This window comes from Enterococcus sp. OL5 (genome assembly GCF_006491895.1).
Lineage (GTDB): Bacteria > Bacillota > Bacilli > Lactobacillales > Enterococcaceae > Enterococcus_D > Enterococcus_D innesii.
In genome coordinates this window covers 207,481-225,788 of the sequence record NZ_VHIL01000003.1, presented here as the reverse complement: position 1 = coordinate 225,788, position 18,308 = coordinate 207,481, and the positions used below count along the sequence as shown (strand labels likewise).

At 44.6% G+C, this 18,308-nt stretch carries 15 protein-coding genes, 1 pseudogene and 1 other annotated feature; of the genes and pseudogenes, 10 read left to right on the top strand and 6 right to left on the bottom strand.

What is annotated here, in order from left to right; genetic code table 11:
* Positions 1-246 precede the first annotated feature (246 nt).
* The 6 genes and pseudogenes from FJU10_RS05300 to FJU10_RS05275 all read left to right on the top strand — a co-directional run bounded on the left by FJU10_RS05300 (position 247) and on the right by FJU10_RS05275 (position 5,921).
* Positions 247-847 (top strand): annotated as a pseudogene (locus FJU10_RS05300) (MptD family putative ECF transporter S component).
* A complete protein-coding gene (locus FJU10_RS05295) occupies positions 844-1,545 on the top strand; it encodes an energy-coupling factor transporter transmembrane component T (protein WP_086337864.1) in 702 nt (233 codons plus the stop codon). Before FJU10_RS05300 ends, FJU10_RS05295 begins: the two are co-directional and overlap by 4 nt.
* Positions 1,542-2,975 carry an ABC transporter ATP-binding protein gene (locus tag FJU10_RS05290; protein WP_140965334.1) on the top strand — a complete coding sequence of 478 codons (1,434 nt, stop codon included), beginning with the start codon at positions 1,542-1,544 and terminating at the stop codon, positions 2,973-2,975. The genes FJU10_RS05295 and FJU10_RS05290 overlap by 4 nt, the downstream gene beginning before the upstream one ends.
* 144 nt (positions 2,976-3,119) lie before the next feature.
* Positions 3,120-3,827, top strand: coding sequence for a response regulator transcription factor (locus tag FJU10_RS05285; protein ID WP_008379528.1), 708 nt, complete (start codon positions 3,120-3,122; stop codon positions 3,825-3,827).
* The gene (locus FJU10_RS05280) at positions 3,817-5,175 is read left to right on the top strand and encodes a sensor histidine kinase (RefSeq protein WP_140965333.1); all 1,359 of its coding nucleotides are present in this window, start codon (positions 3,817-3,819) and stop codon (positions 5,173-5,175) included. The genes FJU10_RS05285 and FJU10_RS05280 overlap by 11 nt, the downstream gene beginning before the upstream one ends.
* A gap of 107 nt (positions 5,176-5,282) precedes the next feature.
* Positions 5,283-5,921: a PepSY domain-containing protein gene (locus FJU10_RS05275; protein WP_010750007.1), complete on the top strand. Its 639-nt coding sequence runs from the start codon at positions 5,283-5,285 to the stop codon at positions 5,919-5,921.
* A gap of 68 nt (positions 5,922-5,989) precedes the next feature.
* Here the strand turns inward: FJU10_RS05275 and FJU10_RS05270 are convergent, their stop codons facing one another.
* The gene (locus FJU10_RS05270) at positions 5,990-6,160 is read right to left on the bottom strand and encodes a hypothetical protein (RefSeq protein WP_008379536.1); all 171 of its coding nucleotides are present in this window, start codon (positions 6,158-6,160) and stop codon (positions 5,990-5,992) included.
* Positions 6,161-6,250: 90 nt separating this feature from the next.
* Positions 6,251-6,685 carry an acyl-CoA thioesterase gene (locus tag FJU10_RS05265; RefSeq protein ID WP_008379539.1) on the bottom strand — a complete coding sequence of 145 codons (435 nt, stop codon included), beginning with the start codon at positions 6,683-6,685 and terminating at the stop codon, positions 6,251-6,253.
* Positions 6,686-6,874: 189 nt separating this feature from the next.
* Positions 6,875-7,079 (top strand) — a binding site (T-box leader).
* A 402-nt stretch (positions 7,080-7,481) separates the two neighbouring features.
* Here FJU10_RS05265 and hisS point away from each other — a divergent pair.
* The 4 genes from hisS (at position 7,482) to FJU10_RS05245 (ending at position 13,666) form a co-directional block, all read left to right on the top strand.
* A complete protein-coding gene (gene hisS, locus FJU10_RS05260; RefSeq protein WP_140965332.1) occupies positions 7,482-8,780 on the top strand; it encodes a histidine--tRNA ligase in 1,299 nt (432 codons plus the stop codon).
* 11 nt (positions 8,781-8,791) lie between these two features.
* Positions 8,792-10,567: an aspartate--tRNA ligase gene (gene aspS, locus FJU10_RS05255; protein WP_140965331.1), complete on the top strand. Its 1,776-nt coding sequence runs from the start codon at positions 8,792-8,794 to the stop codon at positions 10,565-10,567.
* Between the two features lie 156 nt (positions 10,568-10,723).
* Positions 10,724-11,599 carry a YitT family protein gene (locus FJU10_RS05250; RefSeq protein ID WP_005233887.1) on the top strand — a complete coding sequence of 292 codons (876 nt, stop codon included), beginning with the start codon at positions 10,724-10,726 and terminating at the stop codon, positions 11,597-11,599.
* 198 nt (positions 11,600-11,797) lie between these two features.
* Positions 11,798-13,666: an acyltransferase family protein gene (locus FJU10_RS05245; protein WP_096741702.1), complete on the top strand. Its 1,869-nt coding sequence runs from the start codon at positions 11,798-11,800 to the stop codon at positions 13,664-13,666.
* Between the two features lie 77 nt (positions 13,667-13,743).
* On the opposite strand, the gene dhaL is transcribed toward FJU10_RS05245, so the two are convergent.
* From dhaL to FJU10_RS05225, 4 genes are all read right to left on the bottom strand, one after another.
* The gene (gene dhaL, locus FJU10_RS05240) at positions 13,744-14,349 is read right to left on the bottom strand and encodes a dihydroxyacetone kinase subunit DhaL (RefSeq protein WP_005233893.1); all 606 of its coding nucleotides are present in this window, start codon (positions 14,347-14,349) and stop codon (positions 13,744-13,746) included.
* A gap of 14 nt (positions 14,350-14,363) precedes the next feature.
* On the bottom strand, positions 14,364-15,347 hold the full coding sequence (dhaK, locus tag FJU10_RS05235) for a dihydroxyacetone kinase subunit DhaK (protein ID WP_081119301.1): 984 nt from the start codon (positions 15,345-15,347) through the stop codon (positions 14,364-14,366).
* Positions 15,344-15,748: a dihydroxyacetone kinase phosphoryl donor subunit DhaM gene (gene dhaM / locus FJU10_RS05230; protein ID WP_005228160.1), complete on the bottom strand. Its 405-nt coding sequence runs from the start codon at positions 15,746-15,748 to the stop codon at positions 15,344-15,346. Before dhaM ends, dhaK begins: the two co-directional genes overlap by 4 nt.
* 204 nt (positions 15,749-15,952) lie before the next feature.
* Positions 15,953-18,277, bottom strand: a complete 2,325-nt coding sequence (locus FJU10_RS05225) for an HAD-IC family P-type ATPase (protein ID WP_140965330.1) — start codon at positions 18,275-18,277, stop codon at positions 15,953-15,955.
* Positions 18,278-18,308 lie beyond the last annotated feature (31 nt).

Genomic DNA, 18,308 nt, shown 5'->3' with positions numbered 1-18,308 from the left:
CTAAGCGTGTGAAAGCATCGTTTTCCATTAGTGGATCTTTAAAGGTTCCTGTGTGTTGAAATGGAGTCATTCAGAAGACACCTCTGTTTGTTGTTTCTGTTCTAGAAGAAAATCGACTGTTGATAAGCATATCTCCCCATAAAAACGTCTGCTTTGTGCTATACTGAGGCTTTGTAAAAATAAGTTTGTACAAGCAAGCAGCAACGGTTTTTTCATTGATTGCTTGCAAGAAGGAGCGTATACGCAGTGAAAAAACTAAAGGTTCAAGATTTAATTGCAGTAGGGATCTATACCGCGATCTATTTTCTTTTAATGAGCGTCTGTCTATTGATTTTGCGTTTTGTGATCCCAGGTTTTCATAATTTATTTATTCCAGCAGTCACCGCTTTGTTTTCTGGCATTATCTATCTGATTTTATTGAATAAAGTACCGAAATTTGGCGCAATCACCATTATGGGTACCGTGGTAGGGCTCTTTTTTTTTGATTTCAGGACATTTTCCATTGGCCTTTTTGCCCAATATGATTTGTGCCTTAGCAGCTGATTTGATCCAATACAAAACAAAGCTCAAGGAGAACGTTCGCGTACTGGCGAGTTATATCGTCTTTAGTTTTGGCTTGATGGGCCCGATCTTACCCCTGTGGTTTATGAAAAATGCCTACATCGATTCATTAGTGGCTCGCGGAAAAGATGAAACCTACATTGCCGGCGTGTTTGCTCATACCTCCAATTTGATGTTAGGGCTTTGTGCATTGGCTGTTTTGATTGGTGCGGTGGCTGGTTTAGGTATCGGCAGTCGCTTGATGGAAAAACATTTTCAACCAACGATCCAATCGCATAAAGGGTGAGGAATGTGTCGAAAACAAGGTTTGATCCCCGCAGCAAATTAGCGGTGATTCTCTTTGCTAGTTTTACTATGATGGTGACCATCAGTTGGATCGATGAGTTTGCCTTTGTCACTTTCTTACTGCTGCTATTTATAGTCAGCGGCTTTTGGAAAAAAGGCTTGCTGCTCTATGGCGTGTTTGTTTTGCTGACAATGGCAGATAGTTTTTTGTTTCGCCAAGGTAACCACGCATTGATCGTGTTGCTGGATTTCTTTTCCGTCGGTTATCGCCGCTTATTGCCAACGATCATGGCGGCGGCTTTTGCCATTAGCGGGACGAAAAACAGTGAGTGGATGGCTGCGCTGCAAAAAATGCACGTGCCCAACGTATTATTAGTCCCGCTGGCAGTCTTATTTCGTTTTTTTCCCACATTGGTACAAGATTTCAAAAGTATTCGCCAAGCGATGCGCTTTCGCGGCATCTCGCTGTCGGCAGGATCGATCTTGCTTCATCCACTGCAAAGTGCGGAGTATTTTTTGATCCCATTACTGATGTCGGCTGAAAAGACCGCAACCGAACTGTCGGCTACGGCGCTGGTTCGCGGGTTAGCATCAGAAACTCCCCATACCACCGTCCACGAACTGAAGCTGCGCTGGTGGGATGGCTTGGTCTTTTTAGCATTATGCGGCTTTATCGTGAAAAGGATGTGGCTTGGATGATCACATTAGAACAAGTGTCAGTGAAACGAGAAAATCGGACCGTATTATCTGAGCTCTCTTTGACGGTCGCAGCTGGGGAAGTCATCGTTTTGTGCGGCGCTAGCGGCAGCGGAAAATCGACCTTGCTCAATGTTTTGAATGGCTTGATCCCTGAGCTGTATCCTGCCGAAGTGCAAGGGAAGATCCGTGTCGGAGAAACAGACTTGCCAGTTGCCGATTTCTCCCATTATGCCCAGACGATCGGCGTCGTCTTTCAAAACCCCAAGACGCAATTTTTCACCACGGATGTCTATTCGGAGTTGGCTTTTTCGATGGAAAATGCGGGCATCGCACCAGAAAACATTCGGCAACGAATCACCGAAGTAGCCCAGCAGTTTTCCCTGACCCCGTTGCTTGATGCTAGTGTCTTTGACCTATCTGGTGGGGAGAAGCAGCTGATTGCACTCGCTGCAGCCACGATGCTGCCCCATGATGTGTTCTTATTGGATGAGCCTTCCAGTAATTTGGATCAAGAAGCGATCCAAAAGTTGACTCAAGGATTGGCTTCTTTAAAACAACAAGGGAAAACCATTGTGATCGCCGAACATCGCTTGGCGTATTTGGCGCCACTGGCAGATCGCTTCTGTCTATTAGAAGCAGGACGATTGCGGGCGTCTTATCCAGCAGCTCAGCTTTTGTCACTATCAGAGGAGGCAATTCACGAGTTGGGATTGCGAAAAGTAGGCGAGGCGGCATTGGAAACTCAGCACTGCCGAGAATCTTTGCCAGAAAAGTCTGGATTAAGGGCAACGCATCTGCAGATCAAGCAATCGAAACGCTCAGCAAACAGCAGAAATTGGGCGCTTAACTTGCCTGAACTACAATTGCCGACGAAGCAAGCGGTGGGGATCGTTGGACCAAATGGTGCTGGCAAAAGTACGTTGGTGCAAGTCCTGTCAGGATTGAAAAAATGCCCAGAAGCAGTATTTGCCATCAATGGACAAAAGCGGACCCAAAAGCAGTTGCTGCAGGAAAGCTTTCTTGTGATGCAGGATGTCAACTTGCAGCTGTTTTTTGAAACGGTGGAAAAAGAGCTGCTGATCAAAGCCCAAAACCCAGCTCGTTTTGAAGAAATTGTCTCATTGTTGCACTTAACACCACTCCTTGCCCGACATCCGCAAAGCTTGTCGGGTGGGGAAAAACAACGAGTTGCCATCGGCAGTGCCCTGCTTTCTGGTAAACGCTTGTTGTTTTTCGATGAACCAACGAGTGGGTTAGATTTGCAGCAAATGGAAGAAGTCGCAAAACTGTTGCGAACAGTCGCTAAAGAAGTTGATCTGTTAGCGGTGATCAGTCATGATCGTGAGTTTTTAGCTGAAACATGTCCTTACGTGCTTCAACTCCAACAAGGGGAACTCGTTGGCACGTATCAGCTAGCAAAAAATATGTAATAAATGAAAGACGGAGTGGACCTTGGTTCATGCCGTCTTTTTTTGTTGAACATGAAAAAATCTTCATGATTTTTTTCTTTCAATCAGTTAGGAAGTTTCGAAAAAATCCGTTATGATAGAAGCAAAACAGGAGGAGGAGCGCATATGGCCTTGAAGATCTTGCTAGTAGAAGACGAAGAAAGTTTAGCCAGTTTTATTCAGACCGAATTGACTTTTGAGGGATATGACACGGTCTGGGCCAAAGATGGGCAAGAGGCATTGACCTTGTTCAATCAGCAAGCAAATGCCTTTGATCTGATTTTATTGGATTGGATGCTGCCAATCTATGACGGCATCACAGTGGCGCGGCGGATACGCAAAGAAAGCGACATCCCGATTTTGATGATGACCGCCAGAAATCAAACCGCCGATGTGGTGACGGGGCTTGATGTCGGATTAGATGATTATTTAACGAAACCTTTTGAAATCGAAGAACTGTTTGCCAGAATTCGGGTGATCGAGCGGCGGTTGCAACGAGAAGCCAAACAACAAAAGAACCAGCAAAACCAATTAGTGGCGGGGGAGCTGATGATGGACATCGCCAAGCACTTGGTTCAGGTTGCCGGTGAAACCATTGAGTTGACGCCCAAAGAGTTTGGGATTTTATATGAATTGATGAAAGAACCCGAGGTCGTCAAAACGAGAGATGACCTATTGAATGAGATTTGGGGCTATGAATACGACGGCCAAACGAATGTTGTAGATGTCTATATCCGCACACTGCGGAACAAGCTGGATGTTTGCGGCAAAGGCAAAATGATCGCAACCGTTCGTGGATTAGGCTATGTCTTGAGGACCGATCATGAAGAATAAGTCAGCCAACCAACGTAGAAAAACAGCCCAGTTTCAATTGACGAGCCGCTTTTCCTTGATTCTCTTTGGTCTGCTGATTCTCTTCAATCTGCTGTTTATTTTATTATCCGTAGGTTATTTGTTTGAACATATCGAAAATCGTGCCAGCAACATTCTCGAAGCCATCGAAAAAGGTGAGGCATCAGGGGATGCCTGGGACTTTCTCGTCAATGCCTATGTCTCGGCAGATGAAGAAGACGCCCTGCAAGTAATCTTAGCCGATGGCAGTGTCGTTTCATCAGAAGATGCGGAAGAGATTTTTGCCGATATCAATCAAGGGCGAGTGATTCCTTTTCTCGAAGACATCGTTTTTACAGAGGAGGGCATCTATTACACGAAAACCCAAGAAGTCGATGGGGATCAGGTGACGATCGCTATCAATGGGGAGGATAGTGTGGAATTAGCCTATGGCCTCTTTATGATCAGCAGTTTCTTGAATCTGATCGCTGTTGTCGTGGGCAGTCTGCTGATTTATTGGAGTGTCGGGAAATGGAGTCAGAAGCTTACGGGTATGGCGCAAGAAATTGCTGCCATTGAACAAAGTCGAACAGGAGAACTGACGGTTTCTGAAGAGCCCATCGAGATTCGTTCGGTGGCATTGGCCTTTAATAAATTATTGAAAGAACAGCGAGAGACGATCGAACGGGAAAAACGGTTCGTTGCCGATGCTTCCCATGAGCTGCGGACACCTTTAGCTGCGATTCGCGGACATGTCCAATTGATCCAGCGGCGTGGAACCAAACATCCCGAAGTCATTCCTTCCTCAATGGCGTTTATCGACAAAGAGTCGAAGCGTTTGGAAACATTGAGCAATCAATTGTTGGACCTAGAAAAAAATCAATCCCAAGATGAAATGACCCTTGTTGATGTTTCCCAGATCGTCCGAGAAGAGTGTGAAAAACAAGCGACGATCGTTCCGCAATCGATTGAATATTTTGTGGAGAACCAATGTATGAAACGTGGGCATAAGCGTGACTTCCAGCAAATCATCCAAAACCTGTTAGAAAATGCCGCGAAGTATTCACCTGCCGATCAGCCGATTCATGTGACCTTGACGCAAGAGCAGAGACAGATGTCTTTGACCGTCGTCGATTTTGGCATTGGGATTCCCGATGATAAGAAACCCTTGATTTTCGAACGGTTCTATCGAGTAGAAGATTCTCGTTCCAGTCAGATTGCTGGTTCAGGCATCGGGCTTTCATTGGTAAAACAGCTGGCAGACAAGTATCATGCCAAAATTACCGTGACAGACAATCAACCGCAAGGCAGTATCTTTAAACTTGCCTTTCCAAATGAAAGAGAAAGATGAAGATTTTTTTAGATTTTCTTCAAGCATTTTTGATTCTTTTTCATGAGGAACTTGTTATTCTAAATATATAGAAAAAAGGAATACACAAACAATTGGAGGAATGAAACATGAAAAAAACAACTATTTTATTCGGAATTGCCGCATTAGGATTATTGGCAGGATGTACACAAAACAACACGGGAAATTCAGAACCTGCGCAAAACAGCAGCTCAAGCACAGCAGTTGCCTCATCGAGTGAAACAACGTCGTCACAAGCAACAGACAGCTCTTCAAGCAGTGCAGCGATCGCCAATGGCGGCTTACCTACGGTGACCGTAGAAGAAGCGATCCAAATATTCCAAGACAAATACCCAGATGCAGCGATCACTTCGATTGATTTGGATACTTCTTTTGGCAATTACTTCTACCAAGTAGAAGGCGTGGATGACACGAATGAGTTTGAATTAAAGATCGATGCAGAAACCAAAGAAACTTCTGAAGAAAGAACGGAAAAATTGGATGCCGATGAACAAAACGGTGTCAAAAAAGATGCCGATCAATTGGACCTAACCAACTTGCTTTCATTGGAAGAAATTTCTGATATCGCCGTGAAAGAAGCAGGCGGTGGTCAAGCAACAGATTGGTCATTAGACAAAGAAATGAATGTAACCTATTGGGAAGTAAAAGTAGAAGATGGCAACAAACAAACAGATGTGAAAATCAATGCCCAAACAGGTGAAGTACTAGAAACCGAATTGGATGACTAATCCTGTTTCGCAGTAAAAAAGATAAGCCGCTATCGTCTATGCGCAAAAGACGATAACGGCTTATTTTTTTACGTATGCTGTTTGACTTCAGTTAACGGTTTGACGCGACCACCAATTTTATCTGCAAATGCTTCGGACTGCTTCCGATCTTCAAAGACCCATAACTTGTCTGGAATTTTTTCACGAGTGCGACGACCATCTTTGCCAATGTAACCATGCAAAACTTTAATCACGTACATCGCCATCATCCTTCCCTGAAATTACTTTTGATTATACGAAAGCCGTTTCAAAAAGCAAGGATTTTGACTTAAATGAGTGATCAGAATTGATTATTCCCCTGACAGGGCAGCATAATCAGCAAATCGTTGATGGATTTCAGGAAAACTACGCTTCAGCTGCACGATGCGATTGGTCTCTTTTGCTAAAAAACAATGCTTTGAAGTCCCCGTCGTTGCCAACTGACCATCACTAGTTTTGTAGATCTCATAGCGAAAATCCAAACGCGTGCCCGTATATTTGTCGACCAAAACATCGATTCGCACCTCATCTTCGTAACGAATCATCGTTTTGTATTGCGCACTGACTTCCAGCACGGGAACGATCAAGCCCGCTTCTTCGATGGTATGATACGGTAAATCCAAAAACGCGAGTAATTCCACGCGGGCTTCTTCAAACCAGCGAATATAATTGGCGTGATGGATGATCGCCATTTGATCGGTCTCATAGTAGTGTGGTTGACGGATATAGCCTGAATATAAAGACATAAAAACAGCTCCTTTCATAGAAACAAAACCTTCGTTATTCAGCATAACGCAAAAAGGAAGAAAAGCAAACAGAAGGAGAGCTTCTTTGTGTTGACCACTAAAGAAAATGCTACTAGAGAGCAGCGGAGTGAAAAAGACAGTGAAACACCTTGACTTTTTCATAGCTTTCTTGTAGTTTATAGATAATATCAAAAATCAGTGAAGGATCGAGTACTTTATTCTATTCCTTAAAAGAGAAAACTGCCCCGGCTGAAAGCAGTTTAGGACGTGTAAAGGAAAGACAATCTGGAGATGAACAGAAGAAAAGCTGTTCCGTGACCGAGCGTTAATCGAGAGGAGAAGAACATTTCTCGAATTTAGGTGGTACCGCGTGTAATCAAAACTCGCCCTTGTATAAAAAACAAGGGCGAGTTTTTTGCTGTGAATCACTATGATTGGCTTGCGGAGCAAGACAGAATAGATGATGAACAGTACTAGGCAACCACAGGGAGCGTAGTAACCAAACTAGGAATCACAATGACTGGTCCGCATAGCGGAACAGAGCAGATGATGAACAGTACTAGGCGACCACAGGGAGCGTAGTAACCAAACTAGGAATCACTGGGATTGTCTTTTGGAGCAAGACAGAATAGATGATGACCAGCAGCAACCAACCACTAAAAGCGCAATAACCCAAAAGTCAAACACGAGAACAACCCACCCACATCAATGAGAAACAAGCAATAGGTGAATAAGCAAACAAGCAATGAAAGCAAAGAACATGGGCAACCATGAAACAAATAGGAGGATGCATACGATGAGTTACCAACGTCCAAAAGGAACCAACGATATTTTGCCAGGAGAATCCGAAAAATGGCAATTTGTGGAAGAAACAGCACGTTTAGTGTTTCGCGATTACCAATTCAACGAGATTCGGACACCGATTTTTGAGCACTTTGAAGTGATCGCCCGCAGTGTCGGGGATACAACGGATATCGTTTCAAAAGAAATGTATGATTTCTACGATAAAGGAGAGCGGCATGTGACGTTGCGTCCAGAAGGCACCGCACCGATCGCTCGTTCTTATGTCGAAAATAAACTATTCGGACCAGAACATACGAAGCCGTATAAAGTGTTTTACATGGGACCAATGTTCCGTTATGAACGTCCGCAAAAAGGCCGTTTGCGTCAATTCCACCAAATCGGTGTCGAAGTTTTCGGTTCAGCAAATCCAGCGACCGATGTTGAGACAATGGCGATGGCAATGGATTTTTATCGTCAATTAGGACTGAGTCAATTGCGCTTGGTCATCAATTCATTAGGCGACAAAGAAACACGCCAAAACTATCGTCAAGCGTTGATCGATTATCTAGCGCCCCATGAAGCAGAGCTTAGTGAGGATTCAAAACGCCGCTTGCATGAAAATCCTTTGCGAGTCCTTGACAGCAAAGACAAGCGAGACCAAAAATTTGTGGCAGATGCGCCATCGATCCTAGACTACTTAACGCCAGATGCCAAGGCACATTTTGAAACCGTAACGAGTATGCTGGATGCGTTGGAGATCCCTTATGAGATCGATTCGAATATGGTGCGTGGTCTGGATTATTATACCCACACGATTTTTGAGATCATGAGTGAGGCACCAAAAATGGGGGCGCAAGCCACCATCTGTGCCGGCGGTCGTTACAATCATTTAGTGGAAGAGCTAGGGGGACCAGAAACACCTGGTTTTGGTTTTGCTTTAGGGATCGAACGTTTATTGATCACTATGGAAGCCGAAGAAGTTGTGATTCCTGCTTTGAATGAGTTAGATGCATATGTGGTTGGTTTGGGACAAGAAACCAATTTAGAAGCGCTGAAAGTCGTGCAAGCGATTCGTAATTTCGGCTTTTCTGCCGATCGTGATTTCATGGATCGTAAAGCCAAAGCCCAGTTCAAATCTGCTGATAAACAAGGAGCACGGTTGGTTCTGACTCTAGGCGAAACAGAATTAGCAGAACAAGTGATCAATATCAAATCCATGGCAAGCCGTGAAGAAAAACAATTTACGTTAGCGGATCTTTATGCCCGCTTCGATGAGATCTACGATGAAATGACAACCAAAATGTTTGAGTGAGGAGAAAAAGAATGACAAAACGTACAGTATATTGCGGGTTAGTAAATGAGACCCATTTAAACCAGACAGTAACTCTAAAAGGCTGGGTGCAAAAGCGCCGTGACTTAGGTGGCGTGATTTTTATTGACTTACGCGACCGGGAAGGGATCGTGCAAATCGTCTTCAATCCTGAGGTTTCGAAAGAAGCCTGGGAAATCGCGGACAAATGCCGCAGCGAATATGTATTAGAAGTAACGGGTCAAGTAATCAATCGTGCACCAGAAGCCATCAATCCGAAAATGGTGACAGGTGCCTATGAAGTGATGATCAGCGAAATCACGATTTTAAACACTGCAAAAACACCAGCCTTTTTGATTGAAGATGATCAAACCGTTGGCGACGAGATTCGCATGAAATACCGTTATTTAGACTTGCGTCGTCCAAAAATGACGAACAACATCGTGATGCGGGCGAAAACGACGCAAGTGATCCGCAATTTCTTAGACACGAACGACTTCTTAGATATCGAAACACCTTATCTAGGAAAATCAACACCAGAGGGCGCGCGGGATTATTTGGTTCCTTCACGGATCTATCCAGGTCATTTCTATGCGTTGCCACAATCACCACAAATTTTTAAACAGTTATTGATGGGTGCTGGCTTCGATCGCTACTATCAAATCGTACGTTGCTTCCGTGACGAAGATTTGCGCGGCGACCGTCAACCAGAATTTACCCAAGTCGATATCGAAACCTCTTTCTTGACGGCAGAAGAAATTCAAACCTATACGGAAGAGCTATTGGCAAAAGTGATGCGAGAAGTCAAAGGCATCGAAGTTACCTTGCCATTCCCACGGATGACCTATGATGAGGCAATGGGACGCTACGGCAGTGACAAACCAGATACACGGTTTGACATGGAGCTTATCGACTTATCAGAAGTTGTGAAAGACGTTGATTTTAAAGTCTTCCAAATGGCTCTTGAAAAAGGCGGCGTTGTGAAAGTCTTAAACGCCAAAGGGGCTGCAGACAAATACTCCAGAAAAGACATGGACAATCTAGGTCATTACGCTGGCCAATTTGGTGCCAAAGGATTGGCATGGGTCAAAGTTGAAGAAGATGGATTGAAAGGACCGATCGCTAAATTCTTGACGGAAGCAACCGACGCGATTATTGCAGCAGCCAATGCGGAAGTTGGCGATATTCTGATGTTTGGTGCCGATTCCTTTGAGATCGTTTCAGCAACATTGGGGGCGATCCGTAATAAATTAGGAAAAGAATTAGGCTTGATCGACGAGAGCAAATTCAACTTCCTATGGGTCACTGATTGGCCGCAATTTGAATACGATGAAGAAGCAGGTCGCTATGTTTCTGCTCACCATCCGTTCACATTGCCAAAAGAAAGCGATCTGCCGTTGTTAACGACAGACCCTTCAAAAGTCTATGCGCAAGCCTACGATATCGTGCTAAACGGTTACGAGCTAGGTGGCGGATCATTGCGTATCCATACACGGGAAGTGCAAGAGCAAATGTTTGAAGCGCTAGGCTTCTCACGTCGCGAGATGCAAAATCAATTTGGCTTCTTATTGGATGCTTTGGATTATGGTTTCCCACCACATGGCGGCATCGCCCTTGGGTTAGACCGATTAGTCATGCTATTGGCTGGTGAAGAAAACATTCGCGAAGTCATTGCCTTCCCTAAAAATGGGAAAGCGGCTGATCCAATGTCGCAAGCGCCAAGTACCGTTTCGCCAATGCAACTGTTTGACTTGAGCATTGATGTAACAACGGTTGAAGAAAACGAATAAGCGTTAAACCCATGATGAAATGAGTGATGAAATAGAAATTGGTGAATGAATGAAAAAAGTTCATGAGAATTCACCCATTTCTTTCATTGCTCGTTTCTTTTTTTATGTGCTGAAGTATAATAAAGGCAAATCAAAAAAGTGAGGCTATGAAATGCAATGACTCCTCTGTTTAAATGGCTCCCTCATCCGGAATATGCCAACAAACTTTCATTCTCGATCGTGTACGCACTGCTGGCATCGATTGCGGTCAATTTTTTCTATCAGCCGGGCAATATTTATTCCAGCGGCATTACCGGTGTCGCTCAGATCATTACTACGATCTCAAGAGAATGGATCGGGTTTTATATCCCCTTATCTCTTGCGCTATTATTGTTGAATGTGCCATTATTTTTTCTTGGCTGGTTTAAGATCGGCCACAAATTTACGATCTTTACTGGAATCACTGTTTTATTGACATCCTTATTCGTGCAAATTTTGCCAGAAGAAACCGTCACGACGGACCCGATGATCTGTGCGATTTTCGGTGGTGCCATCAATGGAGTGGGGATCGGCTATGCCTTGAAGAATGGTCTTTCTTCCGGAGGGCTGGATTTTGTCAGCATTGCCATCCGCAAACGGACAGGGAAGACGATCGGCTCGATATCGATTTTCTTTAACATTGTTATTTTGTTCGCCGCTGGGATCTTGTTTGGCTGGCAATATGCGTTGTATAGTGCGATCGCGATTTTTGTCAGTGGAAAAGTGACGGATGCGGTCTTTACGAAACAAAAGAAAATGCAGGTGACGATCATCACTCGCAACCCAGAAGAAGTCATTCAGACGATCCAAAAACATATGCGGCGAGGCATTACCATCATCAATGAAGCCGAAGGAGCCTACAAACATGACAAACAAACGGTTTTGCTGACGGTAGTCACACGCTTTGAACTGCCGATGCTGCGCAGTGCTATGAAAGAAGCCGATCCAAAAGCCTTTGTTAGTATTGCGGAAAATGTCCAGATTTTGGGTCGGTTTTATGAAGAAGAACTGTAAAAAAGGAGTTGAAAAAAGTATTTCTTTATAGAAGTACTTTTTTTTCGCTAAAAATTAATTTTTTTGAAATATAGCAGATGTTGCTAGCTTTATATGGGGGATTTCTGGTAAATTATGAGAGTATGGAATCAATAGCGTTCATGCTGAAATTGTTTTTTTATGAAACAATTGGATCAATTAGAGAAAAGTGGTTGGAGAATGAACAAACGTTTAAGTACAAGCCGCTATATTACCGGGTTCGACGGCATTCGCACCTTGGCAGTCATCGGCGTTATTTTATATCATTTACTACCTACTCATATGCGAGGCGGGTATTTAGGAGTTCCAGTATTCTTTGTCGTATCAGGTTATTTAATCACTGACTTGCTGAGGCAAGAGTGGGATCAAAACGGCAAAATCAAAGTCAAAGATTTTTATGTTCGGCGGATGAAACGGCTCTATCCAGGAATGGTGGTGATGCTGCTTATCTCAGCAGCGTATATCACTTTGTTCCAGCGAAACCTGCTGAATAATTTGCGCGGGGTTTTTGTTAGCTCGCTGCTGTATTACAACAACTGGTGGCAGATCAATCATGGGTTATCCTATTTTGATCGGTTCGGCAATGAATCCCCCTTTACCCATCTGTGGTCATTGGCTGTGGAGGGACAGAACTATCTGATTTGGCCTTTAGTGTTTATTTTGTTGATGAAAATCGGCAAGCAGAGGCATCGCGCCTTTAAATTTACTGCCGCAGTCACGATTTTATCGGCAATTCTGTTAGCGGTCCTTTACACACCGGGTGCTGATCCAACACGGGTCTATTATGGAACAGATACGCGACTCTTTTCGATCTGGATGGGGAGTGCCTTAGCATTCATTTGGCCAAGTACTCACTTGAAGAAAGAGATACCGCAAAAAGCCAAACGGGTCTTAAATATCTCTGGTTTTGCTTCCTTGGCTGGTCTGATCGCAGCGTTCTTTTTCTTAGATGATCATTTGACCTTTGTCTATTATGGCGGCATGTTCTTGATCAGTATCCTATGTACGATTCTTGTGGCAGTCACCGCTCATCCCGGAGCCAGTTTAAATCGGGTATTGAGTAATCCGATTTTCAGTTATATCGGCAAGCGCAGTTATGGGATCTATTTGTATCAATTTCCAGTGATGATATTTTACGAAGCAAAAGTGGGAAATATCGGTGAGAACGTACTGATGCACACGTTAGTGGAACTATTCTTGATCTTGTTTATCAGTGAATTGTCCTATCGGTTTATCGAAAACCCAATGCGTAAATTCCAGTACAAAGATACATTCAGAACGGTCCGCGGTTGGTTCAGTAAACCAATTTTTAGTTGGAAAAAACCGTGGTTAGTGCCCAGCTTACTCATTACCCTCGTTGCTTTGTTTGGCGTCGTGACTGCACCGACGAATTATGTCGATGCCCAGCAGCAGCAGTTGAGAGACAACATTGCGGCCAATAAAAAAGCGGCTGAGCAATCGCAAAAGAATGCGAATGCTGAAGGCAATGAAACGGATGATGAGGCGAACACGAGTGAAGATGAAAAAAATATCATGGAAAAGTATGATCTAACAGCAGCCCAAGTGAAAAAAGCAGAATCTCTTGAAATCACGGCTTTTGGTGATTCTGTGATGTTGGATGCAACGGCTGACTTGAAAGAAGTCTTTACCCAAGCGGTAGTTGATGGGGATGTTGGGCGCCAGCTGTATGCGAGCCCTGAATTGATCAAAGACTTGAAAGAAAAAAATCTTTTACGGGATACCGTCCTTGTGGGGCTAGGGACGAATGGTTCCTTTACAGAAGCCCAATTTGACAGCTTTATGAATGAGATCGGTGATCGCAAAGTCTACTGGATCAATGTGCGGGTACCGACACAGCGTTGGCAAAATGAAGTCAATCGGATGTTGGAGCGCATGGCGGAAAAATACGACAATATGACCTTGATCGATTGGTATGATTTGAGTAATGACCAAGAGTCCTGGTTTTATGAAGATCGGGTCCATCCAAATCCAGATGGCATGGATCAATACGTGAAGCTAGTTGCCCAAACGATTTTACAAGAGGAATAGGCAAGAAAAAGACAAACCTTATGCAATCATAAGGTTTGTCTTTTGTCTTAAACGGTGCTTTGAAAGAGCATCGTTTTTTAATCTTTTTCTATCACTGTTAACAGTGACTCAAATAAAATCGCACTAGAAGCCGATCCGGGATCGATATGACCGATGGCACGTTCACCAACATAAGAGGCACGGCCTTTTTTAGCAACGAGTTCTTTGGTATGTTCTTTCGCTGCTTCGATCGTGTCCTTGGTCAATTCCCCTTTTTTCAAGGCTTCTGCGACAGGTTGCCAGACATCGACCATCGTTTTGTCTTCAAACTCAGCTTTTCCCCGCATTTTGATGCCGGTCAAGCCTTCTTCAACGATCGTACCTAATTGTTCAAAGGAGTCGATTGTTTCTAGTTCCTTCGTTGCTTTGGTCATATTCATAAACGCCGAACCATAAAGGGGACCCGAAGCGCCGCCGACTTTTGAGATCATTGCCATCGAGAAGACTTTAAAGGTATCACTGATCGTCGTTGGCTGTTGTTTGGCATAAGCTTCTTGATAAGCAGCTACGCCACGTGCCATATTGTTGCCATGGTCCCCGTCGCCGATCGGTGTATCTAAATCGCTTAAATAGGCCTTGTTTGCTTCGATTTCTTTCGTGAAGGTATCTAACCATGCTTGCACCGTTTCTGTTGTCAATTGCATCTCTATTCGCTCCTTTACCAGGCTATTGTTGTGACGTCTTCGTTTAACGCCTCGGTGTGATCCGTTTCGCTGAAATCGATCATGGTCAGTGAAAGTCCCTGCATATCGATGGAAGTCATGAAATTGCCGACCTTATGGAAGGAGACAGGGATGTCTTTTTCTGCGAGTAATTTCGCGACATCATTGGCAAAAACGAACAACTCCATTTGCGGCGTACCACCCATACCGTTGATCAAGACACCGACTTTTTCTGGGGTCTTTTCATAATCCGCTAAGATTTTTTCCACCAACTCTTGTGCTAGTTCACGTGAGGGTTTCAGTTTTTCTCGACGGTAACCAGGTTCGCCGTGGATGCCCACGCCATACTCGATCTCATCATCGGCTAAGTCAAAACCTGGTTTCCCAACTTCAGGAACTGTTGCCGCTTTTAATGCGACCCCAATGGTTTTGATCGATGCAACCAAGGCATCGCCCAGTGTTTTTAATTCACTTAAGCTGGCACCATTACGAGCAGCTGCGCCTAAAATCTTGTGGACTAAGACCGTACCGGCAACTCCTCGTTTGCCAGCAGTATAGGTGCTGTTTTCAACAGCGATATCATCATCAACGACCACGATCTCCGTTGTGATCTCTTCCATTTCTGCCATATCTTTGGCCATTTCAAAGTTCAAGATATCGCCAGTATAGTTTTTTACGATCAACAAGACGCCTTGTCCTTGATCAGAATCTTGGATAGCCGTCAAAATCTGGTCGGGGGTCGGGGAGGTGAAGACATCGCCTAAAACGGCGGCGCTAAGCATCCCATCACCGACAAAGCCAGCATGGGCCGGCTCATGTCCGCTCCCACCGCCAGATACAAGACCGACTTGTTCTTTTTGATTATTTTTAGCGATCACCCGTGAGTCGGCGACTTGATGGACCAGTTCAGGATAACTGCCTACGATACCAGCCAACATTTCTTCTACGATCATTGAGGGATCATTAATGATTTTTTTCATGCTTCATGCCATCCTTTCTCGGCTGCTTTTTTTGCTTCTGCAACGATTTGTGCCAAATCATCACTAAAACCAGCGGTGATCGCTGCAGCAAAGGCACCTTCCACCAGCGGCGCGTCGATCAGGTGATAGCGTTCTTGTTGCTGAGGTTCTAGCATGTCGTAAGCAAGTTCGGCATTCAAAACGGCACTGCCTAGATCGGCAAAGACTAAGATCAGTTCAGCATCTGCGGATTCGTTGACGGCATCTACGATTTTCGTGGCGTCAGAACCCAGCTCTCCTTCTGCTGTCCCGCCTAAAGAATAGATCGTGACTGACTCGCCATCAGCCATTTCTTCGATCATCTGTTTTAATCCTTCGGTGAGTTGCTGACTGTGAGAAACGAGTAAAATACTTTTTTTCATCCAATTTCACCAACACTTTCTGATTAAATTTGGCTGTTTGACAAGGGGGGTGCCTTTTCCAAAGAAACACCGTCCTTGTTGAAACCGCCTACAGGTTCAGTATACCAAATTTCTTTCTTCTTGTATGGTTGCACCTATGGAGAGGGCAAAAAAACAGCATCGTCTTTCTGGACAAAGCAAGAAAGAGCGATGCTGCAAAATCAATTAAGACTGTTTAACAAGCACTTTGGCTGAAAAGCGCTTCGTTAGGAAAGAAAGCCCCACGTACAGGCAGATGTTCAATGCCATCATGCCAAGGAAGTAAGGCAAGGTTACGGCGGTCAAGAAACCGACTTCCAGCAACCCGTGGAAGAGCATTGCTGCGACATAGATCCCCACGGTAGTGGTAATCGCTAAGAACAATCGCAATGGATTTAATGGCAAGCAAGCGCGAATCACAGCGATACAGCTGATCCCGATCAACAAATAGTACAACAAGGTCGTCGTATCAAATTGCGACCAACCGTAGTCGGTTTGTAAAAAGCGGATCGCAAAGTAATTGACTAACACCAACAGGGCGTTTGGCAACGCATTGAGCAAGACTGTCGGCAAGTAGCGCCCCTTGATCGGTGCTTTGTTTTCTTCAAAGGAAAGGAAGAAAGAAGGATAGCCTTCAATTGCTAAGTCGATCAATGTGATTTGGATCGGCAAGAACGGAAAGGCGCTAGATGTCAGGATACAAACCAAAGAGAGCAAGAAGCTGTAAATCGTCTTGATAAAGAAGATTCCCGACGCTTTGGTCACGTTATTGACGACGCGGCGTCCTTCAAATAAAACATCTGGCAACGTAGTAAAGTCAGAATCCAATAAGACAAAGTTAGCGATTTGACGAGCTGCACTGTCGCCAGCAGCCATTGCAATGCTGACGTCGGCTTCCCGTAGTGCCAACACATCATTTACGCCATCACCCGTCATAGCAACGGTTCGTTGATTGGCTTTTAATTCTTGGACAAGCAGTTTCTTTTGTTCAGGGGTCACACGACCAAAGACCGTATAGCGTGTCGCAGCTTCTCGGACTTCTGCTTCGGTCGTTAAGGTAGAAAGATCGATGGCTTGATCGGCATTCGCTAGGCCTGCACGATGGGCGATCGCTGCGACAGCTATTGGATTATCGCCAGAGATCACTTTTAGATCAATGCCTTGATCTGCTAAGTAAGCCAAGGTTTCTTCTGCGTTTTGGCGGATGATATCAGATAAAATCAAAACAGCCACCGCTTGTGCATTGGTTGGGTCAAAGGATGCCGGCGCTTTTGGATCGGTCTCTACGGCTAAAATCAACACCCGCAGACCTGCTTCTTGCGCTTCTTTGACTTGCGGCAAGGCAGCAGAGCCGGCGACTTTTTCAGGTGCACCAAGATAGACATTTCCTAGATGTTCAAAAGCCACAGCACCCCATTTGCGCTGTGAAGAAAAGGCAGCGACTTCGATCGGCTGATGATCCGTTAGCTCAGGGCAGCCTTGACGCAATGCTTGCATCGTTAAATTGTTATCTGTGCTGGCTGCCAAATAATTCCCTAAGAGCATGTTAGGGTCGCTATCGGCTTGGAGAGGAACGATCGAATCGAGAACCATATGGCCTTCCGTCAACGTCCCCGTCTTATCCAGACAAAGGGTATCGACATGCGCCAAGGTTTCAACGGCATACATGTCTTGGACCAAAATCCGTTTTTTGGCCAATTTAATGACACCTGTCGTCAAGGCGATACTGATCAGCAGGACAAGTCCTTTTGGTAACATTCCTAATAAGGCAGCGGCAGAAACGACGACGGATTCCTTGATCCCAGAATCTCGCATCATAAAGGCTTGGAAGAACAAAATCACCCCTAAAGGAACGATCACATAGCTAGTGAATTTGGATACACTACGGATCGAAGCAAGCAGCTCAGAGCGGATCGGTTTGTGGACCTTTGCCTCATTGCTTAGTTTCGCTGCGTAGTTTTCTGCACCGACATGAAGGACTGTTCCTGTCACTTCCCCGCTGACGATGAAACTCCCTGAGAGTAAGGAAGCACCTGCTTCTTTGACAACCAGATCGGCTTCACCAGTCAGCATCGCTTCATTGACTTCGACTAGTCCAGAAAGCACCGTCATATCAGCGGGGATTTGGTCCCCAGCACCAAGAATAACTACGTCCTCTAAGACCAATTCTTTGGCTGAAATCTCATGGATTTGAGCATCTCGAATCACTCGTACCGTTTGCGGTGAAACAAGCGAGAGTTTTTTTACTAAATTACGCGCGTGCAATTCTTGGCTGATCCCAATGGTGATATTCACAAAAATAATCGCTAAGTAGAACATGTTGGAATAGGCGCCTACGGCAAATAAAAAAACGCCAATCAATAGATTGAGAAAATTGAATAACGTCAGTAAATTGTCTTTGATGATCGCAGCAGTTGATTTACTGGTTTTTGTTTCATAATCATTGTGCAGTCCCTCTTGGGTTTTCTTGGCGACTTCTGCTGCAGTCAAGCCGGTGGGTAATTGAGTCATAAGCATCTCCATTTCATTTGTTCATTTCTTT